The 19,664-nt window shown below is 69.9% G+C and carries 17 protein-coding genes and 1 pseudogene; 15 read left to right on the top strand and 3 right to left on the bottom strand.

Going from position 1 to position 19,664, the window contains the following annotated elements; translation table 11 throughout:
- Nucleotides 1-75: 75 nt before the first annotated feature.
- From pdxS to J1M64_RS00955, 12 genes are all read left to right on the top strand, one after another.
- Nucleotides 76-981, top strand: coding sequence for a pyridoxal 5'-phosphate synthase lyase subunit PdxS (gene pdxS, locus J1M64_RS01010; RefSeq protein WP_120283374.1), 906 nt, complete (start codon nt 76-78; stop codon nt 979-981).
- A gap of 7 nt (nt 982-988) precedes the next feature.
- Entirely contained in the window at nt 989-1,861 is an 873-nt protein-coding gene (locus tag J1M64_RS01005) for an acyl-CoA thioesterase II (protein ID WP_119193229.1), read from the top strand.
- Nucleotides 1,858-2,472 carry a pyridoxal 5'-phosphate synthase glutaminase subunit PdxT gene (pdxT, locus tag J1M64_RS01000; RefSeq protein WP_206472209.1) on the top strand — a complete coding sequence of 205 codons (615 nt, stop codon included), beginning with the start codon at nt 1,858-1,860 and terminating at the stop codon, nt 2,470-2,472. The genes J1M64_RS01005 and pdxT overlap by 4 nt, the downstream gene beginning before the upstream one ends.
- 82 nt (nt 2,473-2,554) lie before the next feature.
- A complete protein-coding gene (locus J1M64_RS00995) occupies nt 2,555-3,307 on the top strand; it encodes a YebC/PmpR family DNA-binding transcriptional regulator (RefSeq protein WP_067717865.1) in 753 nt (250 codons plus the stop codon).
- A 61-nt stretch (nt 3,308-3,368) separates the two neighbouring features.
- Entirely contained in the window at nt 3,369-4,028 is a 660-nt protein-coding gene (locus J1M64_RS00990; RefSeq protein WP_206472208.1) for a crossover junction endodeoxyribonuclease RuvC, read from the top strand.
- A complete protein-coding gene (ruvA, locus tag J1M64_RS00985) occupies nt 4,025-4,624 on the top strand; it encodes a Holliday junction branch migration protein RuvA (RefSeq protein ID WP_206472207.1) in 600 nt (199 codons plus the stop codon). Before J1M64_RS00990 ends, ruvA begins: the two co-directional genes overlap by 4 nt.
- On the top strand, nt 4,624-5,742 hold the full coding sequence (gene ruvB, locus J1M64_RS00980) for a Holliday junction branch migration DNA helicase RuvB (RefSeq protein WP_241260928.1): 1,119 nt from the start codon (nt 4,624-4,626) through the stop codon (nt 5,740-5,742). Before ruvA ends, ruvB begins: the two co-directional genes overlap by 1 nt.
- Before the next feature lie 89 nt (nt 5,743-5,831).
- Nucleotides 5,832-6,140, top strand: coding sequence for a preprotein translocase subunit YajC (gene yajC / locus J1M64_RS00975; protein WP_206472206.1), 309 nt, complete (start codon nt 5,832-5,834; stop codon nt 6,138-6,140).
- A 72-nt stretch (nt 6,141-6,212) separates the two neighbouring features.
- Entirely contained in the window at nt 6,213-7,913 is a 1,701-nt protein-coding gene (secD, locus tag J1M64_RS00970; protein WP_374220830.1) for a protein translocase subunit SecD, read from the top strand.
- Nucleotides 7,910-8,971: a protein translocase subunit SecF gene (secF, locus tag J1M64_RS00965; RefSeq protein WP_206472204.1), complete on the top strand. Its 1,062-nt coding sequence runs from the start codon at nt 7,910-7,912 to the stop codon at nt 8,969-8,971. The genes secD and secF overlap by 4 nt, the downstream gene beginning before the upstream one ends.
- Complete coding sequence (locus J1M64_RS00960; protein ID WP_163375819.1) at nt 8,968-9,525, top strand: adenine phosphoribosyltransferase; 558 nt, start codon at nt 8,968-8,970, stop codon at nt 9,523-9,525. The genes secF and J1M64_RS00960 overlap by 4 nt, the downstream gene beginning before the upstream one ends.
- A gap of 103 nt (nt 9,526-9,628) precedes the next feature.
- Nucleotides 9,629-12,025, top strand: a complete 2,397-nt coding sequence (locus tag J1M64_RS00955; protein ID WP_374220834.1) for a RelA/SpoT family protein — start codon at nt 9,629-9,631, stop codon at nt 12,023-12,025.
- 171 nt (nt 12,026-12,196) lie between these two features.
- On the opposite strand, the gene J1M64_RS00950 is transcribed toward J1M64_RS00955, so the two are convergent.
- On the bottom strand, nt 12,197-13,120 hold the full coding sequence (locus J1M64_RS00950; protein WP_132061296.1) for a peptidylprolyl isomerase: 924 nt from the start codon (nt 13,118-13,120) through the stop codon (nt 12,197-12,199).
- A gap of 210 nt (nt 13,121-13,330) precedes the next feature.
- On the opposite strand from J1M64_RS00950, the gene J1M64_RS00945 reads away from it, so the two are divergent.
- Nucleotides 13,331-13,996, top strand: a complete 666-nt coding sequence (locus J1M64_RS00945; protein WP_132061299.1) for an MBL fold metallo-hydrolase — start codon at nt 13,331-13,333, stop codon at nt 13,994-13,996.
- A 45-nt stretch (nt 13,997-14,041) separates the two neighbouring features.
- The gene (hisS, locus tag J1M64_RS00940) at nt 14,042-15,322 is read left to right on the top strand and encodes a histidine--tRNA ligase (protein ID WP_132061302.1); all 1,281 of its coding nucleotides are present in this window, start codon (nt 14,042-14,044) and stop codon (nt 15,320-15,322) included.
- A 91-nt stretch (nt 15,323-15,413) separates the two neighbouring features.
- Here hisS and J1M64_RS00935 read toward each other — a convergent pair.
- A pseudogene (locus tag J1M64_RS00935) lies at nt 15,414-16,326 on the bottom strand (neutral zinc metallopeptidase).
- A 234-nt stretch (nt 16,327-16,560) separates the two neighbouring features.
- On the opposite strand from J1M64_RS00935, the gene aspS reads away from it, so the two are divergent.
- Nucleotides 16,561-18,360 (top strand): aspartate--tRNA ligase, encoded by a 1,800-nt coding sequence (aspS, locus tag J1M64_RS00930; RefSeq protein ID WP_206472200.1) that lies wholly within the window; start codon nt 16,561-16,563, stop codon nt 18,358-18,360.
- 27 nt (nt 18,361-18,387) lie between these two features.
- Here the strand turns inward: aspS and J1M64_RS00925 are convergent.
- On the bottom strand, nt 18,388-19,664 hold a 1,277-nt coding region (locus J1M64_RS00925), incomplete at its 5' end, for an alkaline phosphatase family protein (protein ID WP_206472198.1).

The raw sequence follows: 19,664 nt of genomic DNA, 5'->3' as shown, positions 1-19,664 counted from the left end.
GTTGGGGCGCCGGGGTGAGGGAGACCTACACTGGACCCCTGTCACACGTCGTCTGAGCCAGGAAAGGCCTATTTCGTGAGCGACCCGCAGTCCAGCGAGAACACCACCGGAACCGCACGCGTCAAGCGAGGTATGGCCGAGATGCTCAAGGGCGGCGTCATCATGGACGTCGTCACCGCCGAGCAGGCGAAGATCGCCGAGGACGCCGGCGCCGTGGCCGTGATGGCCCTCGAGCGCGTCCCCGCCGACATCCGGGCCCAGGGCGGCGTCGCCCGCATGAGCGACCCCGACCTCATCGACGGCATCATCGAGGCCGTCTCCATCCCCGTGATGGCCAAGGCCCGCATCGGGCACTTCGTCGAGGCGCAGATCCTCCAGGCCCTCGGCGTGGACTACGTCGACGAGTCCGAGGTCCTCACCCCGGCCGACTACGCCAACCACATCGACAAGTTCGGCTTCACCGTGCCGTTCGTCTGTGGCGCCACCAACCTCGGCGAGGCCCTGCGCCGGATCACCGAGGGCGCGGCCATGATCCGTTCCAAGGGTGAGGCCGGCACCGGCGACGTCTCCAACGCCACCACCCACATGCGCCAGATCCGCCAGCAGATCCGCAAGCTCCAGAGCCTGCCGTCCGACGAGCTGTACGTGGCCGCCAAGGAGCTGCAGGCGCCGTACGAGCTGGTCAAGGAGGTCGCCGAGACCGGCAAGCTCCCCGTGGTCCTGTTCACCGCGGGCGGCATCGCCACCCCGGCCGACGCCGCGATGATGATGCAGCTCGGTGCCGAGGGTGTGTTCGTCGGTTCCGGCATCTTCAAGTCCGGCAACCCCTCCGAGCGGGCCAAGGCGATCGTCAAGGCGACGACCTTCCACGACGATCCGGAGATGCTCGCGACCATCTCCCGCGGCCTCGGCGAGGCCATGGTCGGCATCAACGTCGACGACATCCCCGAGCCCCACCGGCTCGCCGAGCGGGGCTGGTGACCCGCCGGTGGCGAAGATCGAGGACATCCTCGAGATCGAGCGGATAGACCGCGACCTCTACCGGGGACCGGCCATCCGCACGCACCTGCAGCGGACCTTCGGCGGCCAGGTCGCCGGTCAGACCCTCGTCGCCGCGGTCCGGACCGTGGACTCCGACAAGCACGTCCACTCCCTGCATGGGTACTTCATCCGGCCGGGCATCCCCGACGTGCCGACCGTCTTCCAGGTCGACCGCCTCCGGGACGGTCGCAGCTTCGCCACCCGCCGTGTCACCGCCATCCAGGAGGGGGAGCCGATCTTCTCCATGTCGGCCTCCTTCCACCTGGTCGACCAGGAGGGCATCGAGCACCAGGACTCGATGCCCCGGGTCGTGGGGCCCGAGGAGATCGACGTCCCGACGATCGACGACCTCGACGAGGCCCACCGCGTCTTCGTGGAGGAATGGGCCCAGTGGGACATCCGGATCGTCCCCCGGGACCGCCTGGAGACGAGTTCGGTGCTGGCCTCGCAGCAGCGGGTGTGGTTCCGCAGCGTCGACACGCTGCCGGACGACCCCAATTTCCACGTGTGCACACTCGCGTACATGTCGGACATGACGTTGTTGGGCTCGGCCAAGGTCCCGCACCCCGACGAGCCCACCCAGGACGCCTCGCTCGACCACGCCATGTGGTTCATGCGCCCCTTCCGGGCCGATGACTGGTTGCTGTACGACCAGACCTCGCCGTCGGCGTTCGGGGGGCGCGCCCTCACCCAGGGGCGGATCTTCGACCGCTCCGGCAGGCTCGTCGCCGCCGTCACTCAGGAGGGACTGTCCCGGCGCCTGCGACCGGGAGCCCAGTCGTTCCCGGTGAGCACCACCGACGACCCGTCCAAGAAGTGAGCACGGACGCCCCGACCGTCGGTGTCCTCGCCCTTCAGGGCGATGTCGCCGAACACGTCCGCCACCTCGAGTCCGTCGGCGCGCGGGCCGTGGCCGTCCGCCGGCGCTCCGAGCTCGACGGCGTGGACGGACTCATCCTGCCCGGCGGGGAGTCCACCGCGATGAGTCGGCTGTTGGACGTCTACGAGATGTACGAACCGGTGGCCGAGAGGATCTCCGGCGGCATGCCGGTCTACGGCTCCTGCGCGGGCATGATCCTGCTGGCGTCGGTCGTCCTTGACACCCGGGCCGACGCCACCTGGTTCTCCGCGATCGACATGACCGTCCGACGGAACGCCTTCGGACGGCAGGTCGACTCGTTCGAGGCCGACCTCGTCGTCGACGCCCTCGGCGCCGACCCGGTCCGGACCGTGTTCATCCGCGCACCCTGGGTCGAGACGGTGGGCCCCGACGTGGAGGTACTCGCCCGCGTCCGCGCCTCCGACGGCCACGATCACGTGGTCGCGGTGCGGCAGGGCAACGCCCTGGCGACCTCGTTCCACCCCGAGGTGACCGACGATGTGCGCGTTCACCGGTACTTCGTCGACATGGTGCGGCAGTCGACCTCGTAGACTGGCCAGTCAGCGACACATCGCACCGGGCCACCAACCGACGTCGGCCCGGACTTCACACCCCCGGAGGGCGGAACATCCCATGTCAGGCCATTCCAAGTGGGCCACCACCAAGCACAAGAAAGCCGCGATCGACGCCAAGCGCGGCAAACTCTTCGCCAAGCTCGTCAAGAACATCGAGGTGGCGGCCCGTACGGGCGGCGGTGACCCAGCCGGCAACCCCACGCTCTACGACGCCATCCAGAAGGCCAAGAAAAACTCTGTCCCGGGCGACAACGTCGAGCGCGCGCGCAGACGTGGCGCCGGTGAGGAGGCGGGCGGCGCCGAGTGGGAGACCATCATGTACGAGGGGTACGGCCCGAACGGCGTGGCCCTGCTCATCGAGTGTCTGACCGACAACCGCAACCGCGCCGCGGGCGAGGTGCGCACGGCGATGACCCGCAACGGCGGCAACCTCGCCGACCCCGGTTCGGTGGCCTACCTGTTCACCCGCAAGGGCGAGATCGTGCTGGACAAGGGTGAGCTCGAGGAGGACGACGTCCTCATGGCCGTACTCGAGGCCGGGGCCGAGGAGGTCAACGACCTGGGCGAGCAGTTCGAGGTGGTCTGCGAACCCACCGACCTCGTCCGGGTGCGCACCGCGCTCCAGGAGGCCGGCATCGACTACGACTCGGCCGAGTCCGGGTTCCGCGCCTCGGTCGAGGTGACGGTCGACGCCGACGGTGCCACCAAGGTCTTCAAGCTCATCGACGCGCTCGAGGACTCCGACGACGTCCAGAACGTCTACTCGAACCTCGACGTGCCGGACGACGTGCTGGCGGCGCTCAACGCCTGACGGGCGGCCCACTGGTAGGGTCTCGAACGTAGGTTCTACCACTGGTCGGCGAAAGGTCGCTATGCGCGTGATGGGTGTGGACCCGGGACTGACCCGGTGCGGGCTCGCGCTGATCGAGACCGAGCCGGGTCGGGCCGTCACGGCGTTGGACGTGGACGTGGTGCGGACGACCGCCCAGGAACCACTCGAGAGGCGCCTGCAGGCGGTCCACGCCGTGGCGGACGAGTGGATGGAGATCCACCGCCCGGACGTGGTCGCCATCGAGCGGGTCTTCGCCCAGAACCAGGTCTCCACCGCCATGGGCACGGCCCAGGCCGCAGGCGTCGTGGCACTGGCCGCCGCCTACCGCGACATCCCGGTGGCCTTCCACACGCCTTCCGAGGTCAAGGCCGCCATCACCGGCAGCGGGCGCGCGGACAAGAAGCAGATGACCCTGATGATCACCCGGATCCTCGGCCTGCAGAAGCCCCCCAGCCCGGCGGACGCGGCCGACGCCCTCGCCCTGGCCGTGTGCCACAGCTGGCGGGCCCCCATGCAGGGGCGGGTCGCCGCGCTCGACGGCCACGTCGCGCGGTCCCGCGCCGGGTTCGAGTCGAAGGTGGCGGCCGCGCGGGACGCAGCCACGTCGAACGCACACGGTGGTCGCGGCGCGGCCGCCGATCAGGAGCGCGCCCGGGCCGCGGCCCGGGGCATGGCGCGGACGAAGGGAGTGCGCTGGTGATCGCCTCGATCCGGGGAACCGTGGCCGAGATCGGCCTGGACCGCTGCGTGGTGGAGACCGGGGGAGTCGGGGTGCTCGTGCACGCGACCCCCGCGGCGCTCGCCGGCCTCCGCCGCGGCGCGGAAGGAATGCTCCACACCGAGCTGGTCGTCCGCGAGGACTCATTGACCCTGTACGGATTCGACTCGGTGGACGCGCGTCAGTTGTTCCTCACCGTCCAGACCGTATCCGGCGTCGGACCACGACTGGCGCTGGCGATCGTCGCGACCCTCGAGCCGGAGGCCCTCGTCCGGGCTCTCGGAACCGCGGACGTCAAGGCGTTGACCCGGGTCCCGGGCGTCGGTAAGCGAACCGCCGAACGCATGGTGCTGGAACTCAAGGACAAGGTCGGGCCCGTGGCGGACGGTGGTTCCGTGGGGGTCCCGGGCGGCGCGACCGTCGGGTCGGCTGCGACCGAGGTCGCAGAGGCACTCGAGGGCCTGGGTTTCTCCTCCGCGGAGGCCGAGAAGACCGCCACCGCGGTGCTCGCCGCCGAACCGGACCTCGACCCGGCGCAGGCCCTGCGGCTGGCCCTCAAATCACTCGGTAAGCGCTGATGGCGGGACAGTTCGACGCGCCCGGTGACGGGTATTCCCCCGACGTCGACGACGGGGCGGACCGGGAGGGCGAGCTGTCCGCGTCCGCGACCCCGTTCGACACCGACGTCGAGGGTGCCCTCCGACCCCGCAGCCTGGGCGAGTTCATCGGCCAGGAGACGGTCCGGGAGCAACTGGACCTCGTGCTCACCGCGGCCACCCGCCGCGGGGTCGTGCCCGACCACCTGCTCTTCTCCGGGCCGCCCGGACTGGGTAAGACCAGTCTCGCGATGATCGTCGCGGCCGAACTCGGTGGATCGCTGCGGATCACCTCCGGTCCCGCCCTCGAACGACCCGGCGACCTGGCCGCGATGCTGTCGAACCTCATCGAGGGCGACGTGCTGTTCATCGACGAGATCCACCGCATCGCGCGCCCGGCCGAGGAGATGCTCTATCTCGCGATGGAGGACTTCCGGATCGACATCATGGTGGGCAAGGGGCCCGGTGCCACCTCGATCCCGCTGGAGATCGCCCCGTTCACCCTGGTCGGTGCCACCACGCGATCCGGAGCGCTGACCGGTCCGCTGCGCGACAGGTTCGGGTTCACCGCGCACATGGACTTCTACACGGATACCGACCTCGCCAGGATCGTCACCCGCGCCGCGGACATCCTCGCGATCCCCGTGGAGCCCGATGCCGCGCTGGAGATCGCCGGCCGGTCGCGGGGCACACCCCGTATCGCCAACCGGCTCCTGCGGCGGGTCCGTGACTTCGCCGAGGTCCGGGCCGACGGTCGCATCACCGTGCCCGTCGCCAGGGCCGCCCTCGAGGTGTACGAAGTGGACGAGCTGGGGCTCGATCGTCTCGACCGCGCGGTCCTGAGGGCGCTCCTCGTCCAACACGAGGGCGGGCCCGTCGGACTGAGCACTCTGGCGGTGGCCGTGGGGGAGGAGTCCACCACCCTCGAGGAGGTCTGCGAGCCCTTCCTCGTCCGCGCCGGTCTGCTCGCACGCACCCCGCGCGGGCGGATCGCCACCGCCGCGGCGTGGGACCACCTGGGGCTCACCCGCTCCGACAACGCGGCCGGCCAGCCGATGCTGCCGGTCGAGGTCGACCGGGGCCCCGGCGCGCGCGGCTGAGCCCCGGGCTGGCATCCTCGGACGAGACCGTCCGTAGCCCGGACCCGCCAGCGACCCGGAACCGGCGGGTCCATGTCAGGAGGACCCGAATGGGACTGGAACTGCTGCTGCCGTTGATGATCGTCGTGCTGATCGTGCTGATGGTCCTGCAGAGCACGAGACAACGCAGGGCGATGAAGGACATGCGGGAGATGCAGGCCTCATTGACGGCGGGTGATCGCGTGCTCACCACCTCGGGCCTCCGCGCGACCATCGTCTCCGTCGGCGACGAGACCGTGGAACTGGAGATCGCGGAGGGTGTCCACACCCAGTGGGACCGTCGCGTCATCCGCGAGAAGATCGACACCGGTACGCCCCCCGGAGCCGACACCGGCACCGGTGCCGCGGATTCCCTGTAGGCCACGACCGGCGAGTAGTGTAATGGGGCCCTCCAGCCGGAGGCCCCAGACGAAGACCGAGAGAGATCACCTGTGTCACCAGCTCGTCCTCGAGGCGCCGACGCCCGCCCCAGACCGTGGGCGCTGCTGTCCGCGTTCTTCCTGGTGCTGTTCATCTTCTTCCTCGGCGCCTTCGCCGTCGCCGAGCGCGGCCTGACGCCGAAGCTGGGCATCGACCTGCAGGGCGGTACCCGCGTCACGCTGATCCCCAAGGGAGACCCCGACGAGGCGGACCTACGACTGGCCCAGGACATCATCCGGGACCGGGTCGACGGGCTCGGCGTCGCCGGGACCTCGGTCGTCATCGAGGGCAGCAACATCGTCCTCACGGTGCCCGGTGAGGACTCCAGCCAGGCCCGTGACCTCGGCACCACCTCACAGCTGACGATCCGTCCCGTGCTGCAGGTCCAACCCGTCGCCGAGGGCGACGTCGAGCCCGTGCCCGCCGCCAAGGGGGACCGCGACGCCGTCGCCAGGGAGGTCGAGGAGGCCCGCGAGGTCCGTCAGGGCGACCCTCAGGAACTCACCCAGACGCTCTCGACGTTCCGCTGCCCGGAGCGCGATGTCCTGGCCGGCTTCGACGACCCGTCCCAGGCCCTCATCGCCTGTGGTGACGGTGCGAAGTACGTCCTCGGTCCCGTCCCGTTGCTCATCGGCGAGCCCGAGGACGGTCGACGCCTCGACGGCCAACAGATCGTCAAGGACTCCGTCAGCTCGGGGTTCAACCAGCAGGCCGCCAAGAACGAGGTCTCGTTCCGGTTCAACGCCGGGCCCGGTGAGCAGGGCAGCGCCACCTGGTCGCGCCTGACGCAGGAGAACCTCCAGCGGCAGATCGCCATCGTCCTCGACGGCGAGGTCATCAGTGCGCCCGTCGTCCAGGGCGTCACGCCCGTCGGTTCGGCGACGTCCATCACGGGTGACTTCACCACGGACGAGGCGGCCTCCCTCGCCGCGAACCTGCGCTACGGCGCCCTGCCCATCTCTTTCGAGGACCCCAACGTCGACAACGTCCCGGCGTCCCTCGGTCTGGCGTCGCTCGAGGCCGGCCTGCTCGCCGGGGCCATCGGCTTCCTGCTGGTACTGGCGTACTCCGCCTTCTTCTACCGACTGCTCGGTGTGTTGGCCTTCATCTCGCTGGCCCTGTCGTTCCTGCTCACCTATATCCTGTTGGTGTTCCTCGGATACACCGTCGACTACAGCCTCGACCTCGCGGGAATCGCGGGGCTCGTCATCGGTATCGGCATGACCGCCGATTCCTACGTCGTGTTCTTCGAGCGCATCAAGGATGAACTGCGGGACGGCCACCGGTTCAGATCCGCGGTGCCACGGGCCTGGAAGAGCGCCAGCCGCACCATCGTCACCGGCAACATGGTCAGTCTCATCGGAGCGGTCGTGCTCTACCTGCTGGCCAGCGGCGAGGTGCGCGGTTTCGCGTTCACCCTCGGCCTCACGACCATCATGGACGTGTTCGTCGCGTTCACCGTGACCTGGCCACTCGTCTACCTGGCCTCCACCAAACCCATCTTCGCCAAGACCTGGGCGAACGGGATGGGACGGATGGAGAACCTCCAGGCAGCCGCGGCGGAACAGCGCCGCATCGACCGGAAGACCGAGAGCGATCTCGAGCAGGGCCAGGGCCGCGGGGTCACCGCGACCATCCGCGGCCCGGGCGGCGACACCATCACCGAACCGCGCACCGAGCGTCCCGCCACCGATGAGGAGGAGGGCCGATGAGCACTCCCACGACCACCGAGCCCGGGAGCGGCGCCGCCGCCCCCGCCGGCCGGTCCGACAGTCTGTTCACGCGGCTCTACACGGGGACCGGGGCGTTCGGCATCGTCCCGAACCGCCGGAGGTTCTACGTCCTCACCACCGTGATCGTCGCCATCTGCCTGGCGAGCATCATCTTCCGTGGCTTCAGCTTCGGCATCGACTTCACCGGCGGCACCAAGCTCACCATGCCCGCCGCCGACCACGACAAGAGCCGCGTGGCCGCGGTGGTCGAGGAGTCCGTGGGCGAGGAACCCCAGACGGTCCAGATCGTCGGAGCCGGGGACGCCCGCATCGTCGAGGTGGAGACGCGGTTCCTCACCAGTGATGAGATCCGCGCGGCCAAAAACGCGCTCTACGAGGAGTTCCAGCCGGTCACGGCCGACGGAGACGCCTCGGTGGAGGCTATCGGCGACTCCGCGCGCTCGGAGAGCTGGGGAGGTCAGGTCACCGAGAACGCACTGATCGCCCTCGGCGTCTTCCTCGTCATCGTCTTCGGCTACATCGCCTTCCGCTTCGAATGGCGGATGGCCACCGCAGCGATCGTCGCCCTGCTGTTCGACGTGCTGACCACCGCCGGCGTCTACTCGCTCGTCGGCTTCGAGGTCACCCCCGCCACCGTGATCGGACTCCTGACCATTCTCGGTTTCTCCCTGTACGACACGGTGATCGTGTTCGACAAGGTCGAGGAGAACACCCGGGGCATCAGACACACCGCGAGCCGCACCTACGCCGAAGAGGCGAACCTGGGTGTCAACCAGACCCTCATGCGCTCGATCCACACCACGATCATCGGCGTGCTGCCCTTGCTGGCGCTGGTCGTGATCGCCGTGTGGATTCTCGGTGTGGGCACCCTGATGGACCTGGCGCTCGTGCAGATGGTCGGCATCATCACCGGCACCTTCTCCTCGGTCTTTCTCGCCACACCCCTGCTGGTGTCCCTCAAGAACCGCGATCCAGAGATCCGCCGCCAGACCGCCAAGGTCCTGGCCCGACGCGAGAAGGCCGAGGCCGCCGCATGACCGAACCTGCCCTCACCCCCGTCTCACCGGCGATCAGCTCTGCCGTGGAGCGGCTGATGCGTCGCGTCGAGGACTTCCCGTCCGCGGGGGTCCAGTTCTGTGACCTCACCCCGGTCCTCGCTGACGCCGACGGCTTCGACGCCGTCGTGGCCGGGCTCATCGCCGGACACGAGATCGGCAGCGTGGACTACGTCGCCGGACTCGACGCCCGCGGGTTCCTGCTGGCCGGCGCAGCGGCCGTACGCCTGCACACCGGCATCCTCGCGATCCGCAAAGCCGGCAAGCTCCCGCCCCCGGTGCACTCGCGTTCCTACGAGCTCGAGTACGGCGCCGCCACGTTGGAACTCCCCGCGGACGGGCTCGACCTCAGCGGGAAGCGCGTCCTCGTCGTCGACGACGTCCTCGCCACAGGGGGGACGCTCACCGCAGCGGTCGGTCTACTCGAGGACTGCGGAGCGATCGTCGTGGGGCTGTCCGTGGTGCTCGAGGTCCCCGGCCTCGGGGGGCGGGATAGACTGGCCGCCACACCGCTGACCTGCCTCACGGTCGCGTGACCGTCGGCCGTTCCTGACGGCCCGGAACTGGAGGGAGGAGCCGGAGATGACACAACGGCAGGACCCCGCCGGGCAGCCGGACGGGGGCGCGCGACCCGGACAGATGGCTCAGCCCCAGCCCTCGACCCCGCAGCCCTCGATTCCCCAGTCCTCGTCACCCCAGACTTCTACGCCCCAGTCGTCTACACCCCAGCCCGCGACACCCCAGCCCTCGACCCAACCGCTCCCCGTGATCCCGGGCAACCGCCCGTCCGCCGGTCGACGGGTGCGTGCGCGATGGGCTCGCCGCCTCACCTCGGGGCTGACCGTCACCTCCACACCGGCGGTTCTCGAACCGTTGGTGCGCGTCCACCGGATACACCACGCCAAGGCCGACGTCGGTCTGCTGGCCCGCGCGTACACCCTCGCGGAGAAGCAGCACGAGGGCGTCTACCGCAAATCCGGCGATCCCTACATCACCCACCCACTCGCCGTGGCGACCATCTGCGCGGAGATGGGGATGGACACCACCACCCTCGTGGCGGCGCTGCTGCACGACACGGTGGAGGACACCGCGTACTCACTAGACCAGCTGGAAGCGGACTTCGGCGGTGAGGTCGCCCACCTCGTGGACGGCGTCACCAAGCTGGACAAGGTCGAGTTCGGCGAGGCCGCCGAGGCGGAGACCATCCGCAAGATGATCATCGCGATGGCACACGACCCGCGCGTCCTGGTGATCAAGGTAGCCGACCGCCTGCACAACATGCGCACGATGCGGTTCCTCCCGCCCGAGAAGCAGGTCAAGAAGGCGAGGGAGACCCTCGAGGTGATCGCCCCGCTCGCGCACCGGCTGGGGATGGCGACCATCAAGTGGGAACTCGAGGACCTCGCCTTCGCGATCCTCGAGCCGAAGAAGTACCAGGAGATCGTGCGGCTCGTGGCCGACCGGGCCCCCAGCCGCGACGTCTACCTGCAAACGGTGACCAACCGGGTCAGGGCGGACCTCGAGAAGGCGCACATCCAGGCGCGGGTCGAGGGCCGACCCAAGCACTACTGGTCGATCTACCAGAAGATGATCGTGCGCGGTCGGGAGTTCGACGAGATCCACGACCTCGTGGGCATTCGTGTCCTGTGCGAGGACGTGCGCGACTGCTACGCCGCGATCGGGGTCGTCCACTCCACGTGGAAGCCGATGCCGGGGAGGTTCAAGGACTACATCGCCCAGCCCCGCTTCGGCGTGTACCGGTCGCTGCACACCACCGTGATCGGACCCGACGGCAAACCCCTCGAGATCCAGATCCGCACCCACGAGATGCACCGCAACGCGGAGTACGGCATCGCGGCGCACTGGCGCTACAAGGAGACCCGCGGCAAGCACAACGGCGACCCCGCCGAGGTCGACGAGATGGCGTGGATGCGGCAACTGCTCAGCTGGCAGCGTGAGGCCGCCGATCCCGGCGAGTTCCTTGATTCCCTGCGCTTCGAGATGACCAGCAAGGAGATCTTCGTCTTCACCCCCAAGGGAGACGTCATCAACCTTCCGGTCGGTGCCACACCCGTGGACTTCGCCTACGCGGTCCACACCGAGGTCGGCCACCGCTGCATCGGGGCGCGGGTCAACGGAAAGCTCGTCGCCCTCGAGCGCCCGCTCGAGAACGGCGAGGTTGTGGAGGTCTTCACCTCCAAGGACCTCAATGCCGGCCCCAGCCTGGACTGGCAGAAGTTCGTGGTCTCCGGCCGCGCCAAGAGCTCGATCCGGCAATGGTTCGCGAAGGAGCGCCGCGAGGAGGCACTGGAGCGGGGCAAGGACCTCATCACCCGTGAGGTCCGCCGGGGCGGGGTCCCCGTCCACCGCATCTTCTCCAATGAGTCGCTCGCCGGCGTGTCCCGCGAGCTCGGATTCGCCGACGTCACCGCTCTCTACACGGCGATCGGGGAGAACCACGTCTCCGCCAAGACCGTGGTCGGTCGTCTCATCGCCGCCCACGGCGGCGTGGACGAGGTCACCGAGGAACTCGCCGACCGGTCACGTGACAAGACCATGACCCCGCCCCGCCCCACCACCTCCGGGGCCGGCGTACTCGTGGGCGGTGTGGAAGACGTCCACGCCAAGCTCGCCCGCTGCTGCACCCCGGTGCCGGGGGACCAGGTCCTGGGTTTCATCACGCGCGGCGGCTCCGTCAGCGTGCACCGCACCGACTGCACCAACGCCTCCGACCTGCACAGGGAGCCGGAGCGACTGGTCAAGGTCGAATGGGCGCCCCAGCCGGGTGCGGTGTTCCTCGTGGCCATCCAGGTGGAGGCCCTCGACCGTCACCGTCTGCTGTCCGACATCACCAAGGTCCTGGCCGATGAGAAGGTCAACATCCTGTCCGCGTCGGTGCAGACCGCGGGCGATGACAGGGTGGCGATCTCCCGGTTCACCTTCGAGATGGCCGACCCCAAACACCTCGGTCACGTCCTCGGTGCGGTCCGCAAGGTCGAAGGCGTCTTCGACGTCTACCGGATGACCTCGAACTGACCGACCCCTCCGCGGCTGACCGACCCCTCCGCGGCTGACCGACCCCTCCGCGGCCGCCCTTCGCGGGCCCGGTGGGTCCACGCGGGCCCGGTGGGTCCACGCGGACCCGGTGGGACGACGCGGCCCCGGCCGAGAGGCCGGGGCCGGTGCTCACGGCCGGGTGCTACGGGTTCAGGCCTCGGGCAGGCCCTCCTGGGCGCCGACCGTGACCTTCTCGATGACCACCGGACGGCGTGGTGCCTCGTAGTCCGGATCGCTCTGGTCGTCGCTCTTCGTCCCGGCATCGGCGATCTCGTCGAGGACCTCCAGACCGGACTCGCCGATCGTGCCCATCACGGAGTACTCGGGCGGCAGCATGGAGTCCTCGTACACGAGGAAGAACTGACTCCCGGCGCTGTTCGGCGCCTGCGACTTGGCCATGGCGACGGTGCCGCGCGGGTAGACCGACATCCCCGAACCGTCCTCGGCCACGGGGAGGTCGGTGGGCGGCTCGTCCACGATCGAGTACCCGGGGCCCGAGAGCCCGGTCCCCGTGGGGTCACCACACTGCAGGACCGAGAGCTGCGAACCCTCCCCGCCCTGCGTCAGTCGATGGCACTCGGTGTCGTCGAAGTACTCCTGCTCGGCGAGGTGCACGAAGCTCGCGACGTTGCAGGGGGCGCCCTCACGATCGAGCGTCAGGGGGATCTCGCCGCTACCGGTGGTCACCACGATCTCGGCCGTCCCTCTCCTGGGCTGGTCCCCGGTCGGGGGGTCCATCTCGCGCTTGGACTCCTCGATCTCGTCGACCTGCTCGTTGAAACGACGCGCCTCGGCGACGATCTCGGGCCCCTGGTCCTCGAACTCCGCCGGGTCGACCTTCTCCATGGGACTGGTGTCCTGCGGGTACTCGCAGGACACCCAGTCGGCGGCGTACTGCTCGGCGCGGGACTGTTCCGCCTTGTTCCAGACCACGACGCCCACGATGCCGAGGAGGACCACCACCACGACCGAGGCACCGGCGATCTTCAGCTGCTTCTCGCGGCGCGCCTGCGCCTCCATCTGCTCACGCAGACGTTGGCGCGCCTCGGCTCGGCGTTCCTGGTTTGTGGACACTGACCCTCCTGGGGACCTGGACTAGGCTGGGACTCCACGGGCGGACCCGTACGGTGGGGCTCCGTGAAGAGCCCCACGCGGCGGTCCAGCCCAGGGTCCTTGTCTACCAGGTCGGGTAGTGACGGCCGAACGCCACTCCGGTGTCGGGCGCCGTTGCCCGGCACCGGGCGCCGAACGGCGCCGACAGTGTCGAGAAAGGGAGTACGGGACGTGCAGATCGTCGGTTTCCCCGCCGGGATGTTCCAGACCAACTGCTACATCGTGGCGGACGACGCGGGCGACTGTGTGGTCGTCGACCCGGGGCAGGACGCGGAGGAACAGGTCCGCCGTCAGATCTCCGAGGCCGGGCTCCGGCCCCGCGCGGTGCTGCTCACGCACGGGCACCTCGACCACATCTGGAACGCGCGGCAGGTGGCGGATCACTACGGGGTTCCCGCCTACATCCACCCCGAGGACCGCGAGATGCTCTCCGATCCGGGCAAGGGTCTCTCACTCGACCTGTCGGCGATGCTCAAGGGCGTCACCTTCACGGAGCCGGCCGAGGTCATCGAGGTGTTCGACGGCGACACCCTCACCATCGGGTCGATGACCTTCGACGTGGACCACGTCCCGGGTCACAGCCCCGGCTCGGTCTCGTTCCGGATCACCGTGCAGACCGAGGACGGACCCCGGCTGGTCGTGCTCGGTGGGGACGTACTGTTCCAGGACGGTGTGGGACGCACCGATCTGCCGGCGGGGGACGCCGAGGTGCTCATGCAGTCCATCGCCAAGAAGTTCCTCGTCCTGGACGACGACGCCGTCGTGTTGCCCGGGCACGGGCCGTCCACGACCATCGGTCGTGAGCGTCGGTCGAATCCGTTCCTACGCGACCTCTAGACCCACCACCCCACCCGCCCCTCGAGACCCAAGGACGCCTCACCAGTGACCGGCAACGTCAAGAAGACCGCACTCAAGGCACCGAAGGGTGTTCCCGACTACGTGCCTCCGGCGTCCGCCGGGTTCGTGACGGTCCGGGACGCCATCACCACCGCCGCCCGTCGCGCCGGGTACGGGCACGTCGAGTTGCCGATCTTCGAGGACACGGCGTTGTTCGCGCGCGGCGTGGGGGAGTCGACGGACGTGGTGTCCAAGGAGATGTACACGTTCTCCGACAGGGGCGGCCGGAGCGTCACCCTGCGCCCCGAGGGCACGGCCGGGGTCATGCGTGCGGTGATCGAACACGGGCTGGACCGGGGCCAGCTCCCGGTCAAGCTCTGCTACGCGGGCCCCTTCTTCCGGTACGAGCGCCCCCAGGCCGGGCGGTACCGCCAGCTCCAGCAGGTGGGCATCGAGGCGATCGGCGTCGACGACCCGGCCCTGGACGCCGAGGTGATCGCCGTGGCGAACGAGGCGTTCCGCTCCCTCGGACTCACCGGGTTCCGCCTCGAGCTCACATCACTCGGGGACGAGACGTGCCGCCCCGACTACCGGGAACGGCTCCAGGATTTCCTCACCGGGCTGGACCTCGACGAGGCGACGCGGGAACGCGCTCGGGTCAATCCGCTGCGCGTCCTGGACGACAAGCGCCCCGAGGTGCGTGCCCAGCTCGAGGGCGCTCCTCTGATGATCGATCACCTGTCGGACGCGAGCGCCGAGCACTTCGCGACCGTTCGGGCGCACCTGGACGCGCTGGGCGTCGCGTACGAGGTCAATCCCCGCATGGTGCGGGGCCTGGACTACTACACCAAGACGACCTTCGAGTTCGTGCACGACGGCCTCGGCGCCCAGTCCGGGATCGGTGGCGGTGGCCGCTACGACGGCCTGATGGAACAGCTCGGCGGCCAGGCGCTGTCCGGCATCGGGTTCGGTATCGGTGTGGACCGCACGGTGTTGGCACTGCAGGCCGAGGGGATCGACCCGGCGGCCGAGGGGCGCGTCGACGTGTACGCGGTGGCTCTCGGCGCGCAGGCCAAGGCGACTCTGGTTCCCGTCCTCGCCGAGTTCCGCCGCAGCGGGCTCCGCGCGGACATGGCGTACGGGGACCGCGGCATGAAAGGCGCTTTCAAGGCCGCGGACCGCTCCGGAGCGGCGGTCACCGTCGTCGTCGGGGAGAACGAACTGGCCACCTCGACGGCCGTCGTCAAGACGATGGCCACCGGCGAGCAGGAGCCGGTGCCGCTGGAGGGTCTCGTCGACCACGTCAGCAGGGCCGTCGCCCGGTGACCCCGGCGGTCCGGCCGCACTGACCGACCGGGGCCCCGCCCACGCGTCAGGGCTACGCGCGCCAGAGCCGGGCGCCTCAGAGCTGTGCGCCTCAGAGCTGTGCGCGGAAGGTGTCGCAAGCCTGCATCGAGCCCTGCTCGTAGCCCGTCAGGAACCACTGTCGGCGCATCTCCGACGACCCGTGGGTCCACGAGCCCGGGTCGACGCGTGCGCCGCCGGAGCGCTGGATGTGGTCGTCGCCGATCGCCTCGGCGGTCTGGATGATCGCGTCGACGTCGCTCCCGGTGAGTCTCTCTAGCAGCGGCGGGCCGCCGTCGGGCGCCGGGGTCGAGGTGGCGTAATGGGCCCACAGCCCGGCGTAGCAGTCGGCCTGGAGTTCGACCCGGACCGCACCCGAGGAGGGGCCCTGCGGGTCCTGCTGCGACCGGCGGATGTCGCCGAGCATGGTCTGCAGGTGGTGGCCGAATTCGTGGGCGACGACGTACATCTGCGCCGCACCGGAGGGTGACCCCCCGAGTTGGCCCACGAGGACCCGGTCGAAGAACGCGGGGTCTATGTACACGTTCTCGTCGGCCGGGCAGTAGAACGGTCCGATGTCGGAGGAGGCGCCACCGCATCCGGTGTCGACGGCACCGGTGAAGATGGTGGTGTGGGGCTGGACCCAGCGCATCCCGATCTGGTCGGGCAACTGTGTGTTCCACACGTCCTCGAGGCTCTCGGTGGTGGCGACGACGCGGCAGATGGTGTCGGTGTTGGCCTGCTGCAGGTCGCACTGGTCGATGTGGGCCTGGAACTGCTGCGCCGAGTCGGAGGTCTGTGCCCGGCCGCCGGTGGCGCCCGGGTCCGTGCCATCGCCGTCGAGTCCGAGCTGGCCGGGGTCGACGCCGAGGAACAACGCGATGACGACGACGACGAGGCCGCCGACACCCCCACCGACGGCGACCCCCTCGGCCCCCGCCGGAGACCCCGCTGGTGTCCAGTCGCCCGCCCTGCCGGAACGTCATGTCGCCGCCTCTCGTCCGCGGGGCCGCCGGTCCACCCGGGCACGCCGCACCACCACGGTGCTTGTCGGATCACTGTATGGGCCGGCGGTACGCCGTCACAGCCGACACGGGGAACGCCCGCGGGTGGACGTAGACTGTGCCTCGTCCGAACCCGGGGCCGACCGCTCACGACGCGGTGGGTCCGCTCTGGTGTTCGCCGACCGCACACCTTTTCCCGACGAGAGGACAACCGCAGTGCTGCGCACCCATTCCGCCGGCCAGCTCCGAGCCGCCGATGCAGGGGAGACCATCACCCTGGCCGGCTGGGTCGCGCGCCGCCGGGATCACGGCGGGGTCATCTTCGTCGACCTCCGCGACGCGACCGGCGTGTGCCAGGTGGTGTTCCGTTCCGAGGAGGTCGCCGAGCGCGCACACCGCCTCCGCAACGAGTACTGCGTCGCCGTGACCGGCGTGGTGGACCGCCGCCCGGAGGGCTCGGAGAACCCCAACCTCGCCTCGGGTGAGGTCGAGATTGACGTGACCTCCTTCGAGGTCCTCGGCGAGGCCGCTGCCCTGCCGTTCCAGTTGGACGACGAGGTCGGTGAGGAGGCGCGTCTGCGCCATCGCTACCTCGACCTGCGGCGCGAGGGCCCGGGCGCCGCACTGCGCCTGCGGTCGAAGGTCAACGCCGCCGCCCGCAACGTCATGGCGCGCCACGACTTCGTGGAGATCGAGACTCCCACGCTGACCCGCTCGACCCCCGAGGGGGCGCGTGACTTCCTCGTGCCCGCGCGCCTGCAGCCGGGGACGTTCTACGCCCTCCCGCAGTCACCGCAGCTGTTCAAGCAGCTGCTCATGGTGGCCGGGATGGAGAAGTACTACCAGCTCGCGCGCTGTTACCGGGACGAGGACTTCCGCGCCGACCGCCAGCCGGAGTTCACGCAGCTGGACGTGGAGATGAGCTTCGTCGACCAGGACGACGTGATCGCCGTGGCCGAGGAGATCCTCACCGAGGTGTGGGCCACCGCCGGGCATCAGATCTCGACCCCCATCCCGCGGATGACCTACGACGAGGCGATGCGTCGCTACGGTTCGGACAAGCCCGACCTGCGGTTCGACATCGAACTGGTCGAGTGCACGGAGTTCTTCGCCGACACCCCGTTCCGGGTGTTCAAGGCGCCGTACGTCGGCGCGGTCGTCATGAAGGGCGGGGCGTCGCAGCCGCGTCGCCAGCTCGACGCCTGGCAGGAGTGGGCCAAGCAGCGCGGCGCCAAGGGGCTGGCCTACATCCTCGTCGGTGAGGACGGCGAGCTGGGCGGCCCCGTCGCCAAGAACCTGTCGGATTCCGAGCGCGCCGGGATCGCCGCGCACGTCGGCGCGGAGCCGGGGGACTGCATCTTCTTCGGCGCGGGAGCGGTCAAGTCCACCCGCGCTCTCCTCGGTGCGGCACGCGGTGAGATCGCCGAGAAGCTCGGACTGATCGACCCCACCAAGTGGGCGTTCACCTGGGTCGTCGATGCCCCGATGTTCGAGCCCGCGGACGACGCCACCGCCGCCGGCGATGTGGCCGTCGGTTCGGGTGCGTGGACCGCCGTGCACCACGCGTTCACCTCGCCCAAGCCCGAGCACCTCGACACGTTCGACACCGATCCGGGATCGGCCCTGGCCTACGCCTACGACATCGTGTGCAACGGCAACGAGATCGGTGGCGGGTCGATCCGTATCCACCGCAAGGACGTCCAGGAGCGGGTCTTCGGCGTCATGGGCATCTCGCAGGAGGAGGCGCAGGAGAAGTTCGGGTTCCTGCTCGACGCCTTCTCCTACGGCGCCCCCCCGCACGGTGGCATCGCCTTCGGCTGGGACCGCATCTGTGCGCTGCTGGCCGGAACCGAGTCCATCCGCGACGTCATCGCCTTCCCCAAGTCCGGCGGCGGGGTCGACCCGCTCACCGACGCTCCCGCGCCGATCACCACCCAGCAGCGCAAGGAGTCCGGCATCGACGCCAAGCCGGTCCAGCGCGGCCAGGCCGCCCCGGCCGGGGCCGCAGCCGAGTAGTACCCGGGGCGGGCGGCCCCGGGCGTCTCATAGGTGGAACGCCTCGAGCGCCGGGCGCCCGTCCATCCCGGAGTGGTCGAGTCCGAACAGCCGGGCCACCGTCGGCGCCACGTCGAGGGTGCGCACCGGGCGGTCGACGACCTGCCCCCGGCGTACGATCCGGTGCCCGCCGGCGATGAAGAACGGGATGCCGAGGGTGACCTCGTGCCCGTGGTTGCCGGGGATGGGGTTGGAGAACGGGGTGGGGTCGGAGAACCGCCATCCCGGGTGACAGGTGGCCACGAGGTCGCCACCGCGCTCGCCCAGGGCGAGTTCGGCCGGGTCGTAGAGGCGGTTGACGCCCGGGAGCGCGCCGACGACCTCACGCAGGCGCGCCAGGGTCGCCTCGCGCTCTCCGGCGGGGCCGAGGTGGGCGAAGGTGTCGGCGCCCCCGTTCTGGGCGATCCCGACGCGGCCGCGCAGCGCGGGGTCGGCGTCGATCGCGCCGGCGGCACTGATGAGGCGCAGCGGCTCCGACCAGTCCATGCCGTGATCGGCCAGCACGATGAGCACCGACCGTTCCCACCGGCCGGTGGACCGCAGGAACTGCTCGAGGTCCCAGAGTTTGTGGTCCGAGTTGTACACCGCCTGGTTGCGGGCCAGTCGCAGTGAGGTGCCGGACAGGTCCATGTGGCCGAAGCGGTCCATGTCGCCGAGGTTGACGAACGTCATCCGCGGGGCGTGGTCGGTGATGGTCTGCTTGAGGGCCTCGACGGTGAACCAGTCGAGCGAGTGGTCGGTGACCGGCACCAGCGGGAAGGGTGCCCACTGCACGCTCGCGCGGCCACCGAACAGGCCGTGTAGGTAGTCCTTGCTGAGCACGCTCGCGGTGGTCAGACCCGCCTCGGTGCGGATGCGGTCCAGCACGGTGGCCGCCCGCAGGTCGTCGGGCCGGTCGAGGGTCCTCTCGTCCCCGATCGCGTGGTCCCAGATGGCGTTCGCGGGCACCCCGTTGCGCGCGGGCAGCACCCCGGTGACCATGGCGGCGTGGTTGGGCAGGGTCTCGGCGATCATCACGGAGGAGGCGTCGGTGAACCGCGTCCCCTCGGTGGCCCATCGGTGCAAAGTGGGCGCCTGGGCCGGGTTGAGTTCGTCGGGCCGCATGCCGTCGGTGACGATCACGTAGACGTCGAGGTCGTCGGCCACCGGGTGCACCGGGTTCGCCCACACGGGGGCGGGTTCGGCGAGCAGGGTCACCCCGACGGCGCCGGCGGCGGCGACCATGCCGGCGCCGGCGAGCGCCTCACGACGGGTGAGTGTGGGTC

It is taken from the genome of Dietzia sp. KRD202 (assembly GCF_017168155.1).
GTDB classification, from domain to species: domain Bacteria; phylum Actinomycetota; class Actinomycetes; order Mycobacteriales; family Mycobacteriaceae; genus Dietzia; species Dietzia kunjamensis.
The sequence above is the reverse complement of the archived record's forward strand: the minus strand, read 5'-3'. Positions and strand labels throughout refer to the sequence as shown.

Coding starts and splice junctions, on each gene's coding strand:
- J1M64_RS00995 (WP_067717865.1), top strand. CDS start 2,555: ATGTCAGGCCATTCCAAGTGGGCCACCACCAAGCACAAGAAAGCCGCG.
- J1M64_RS00990 (WP_206472208.1), top strand. CDS start 3,369: ATGCGCGTGATGGGTGTGGACCCGGGACTGACCCGGTGCGGGCTCGCG.
- ruvB (WP_241260928.1), top strand. CDS start 4,624: ATGGCGGGACAGTTCGACGCGCCCGGTGACGGGTATTCCCCCGACGTC.
- yajC (WP_206472206.1), top strand. CDS start 5,832: ATGGGACTGGAACTGCTGCTGCCGTTGATGATCGTCGTGCTGATCGTG.
- secF (WP_206472204.1), top strand. CDS start 7,910: ATGAGCACTCCCACGACCACCGAGCCCGGGAGCGGCGCCGCCGCCCCC.
- J1M64_RS00960 (WP_163375819.1), top strand. CDS start 8,968: ATGACCGAACCTGCCCTCACCCCCGTCTCACCGGCGATCAGCTCTGCC.
- J1M64_RS00955 (WP_374220834.1), top strand. CDS start 9,629: ATGGCTCAGCCCCAGCCCTCGACCCCGCAGCCCTCGATTCCCCAGTCC.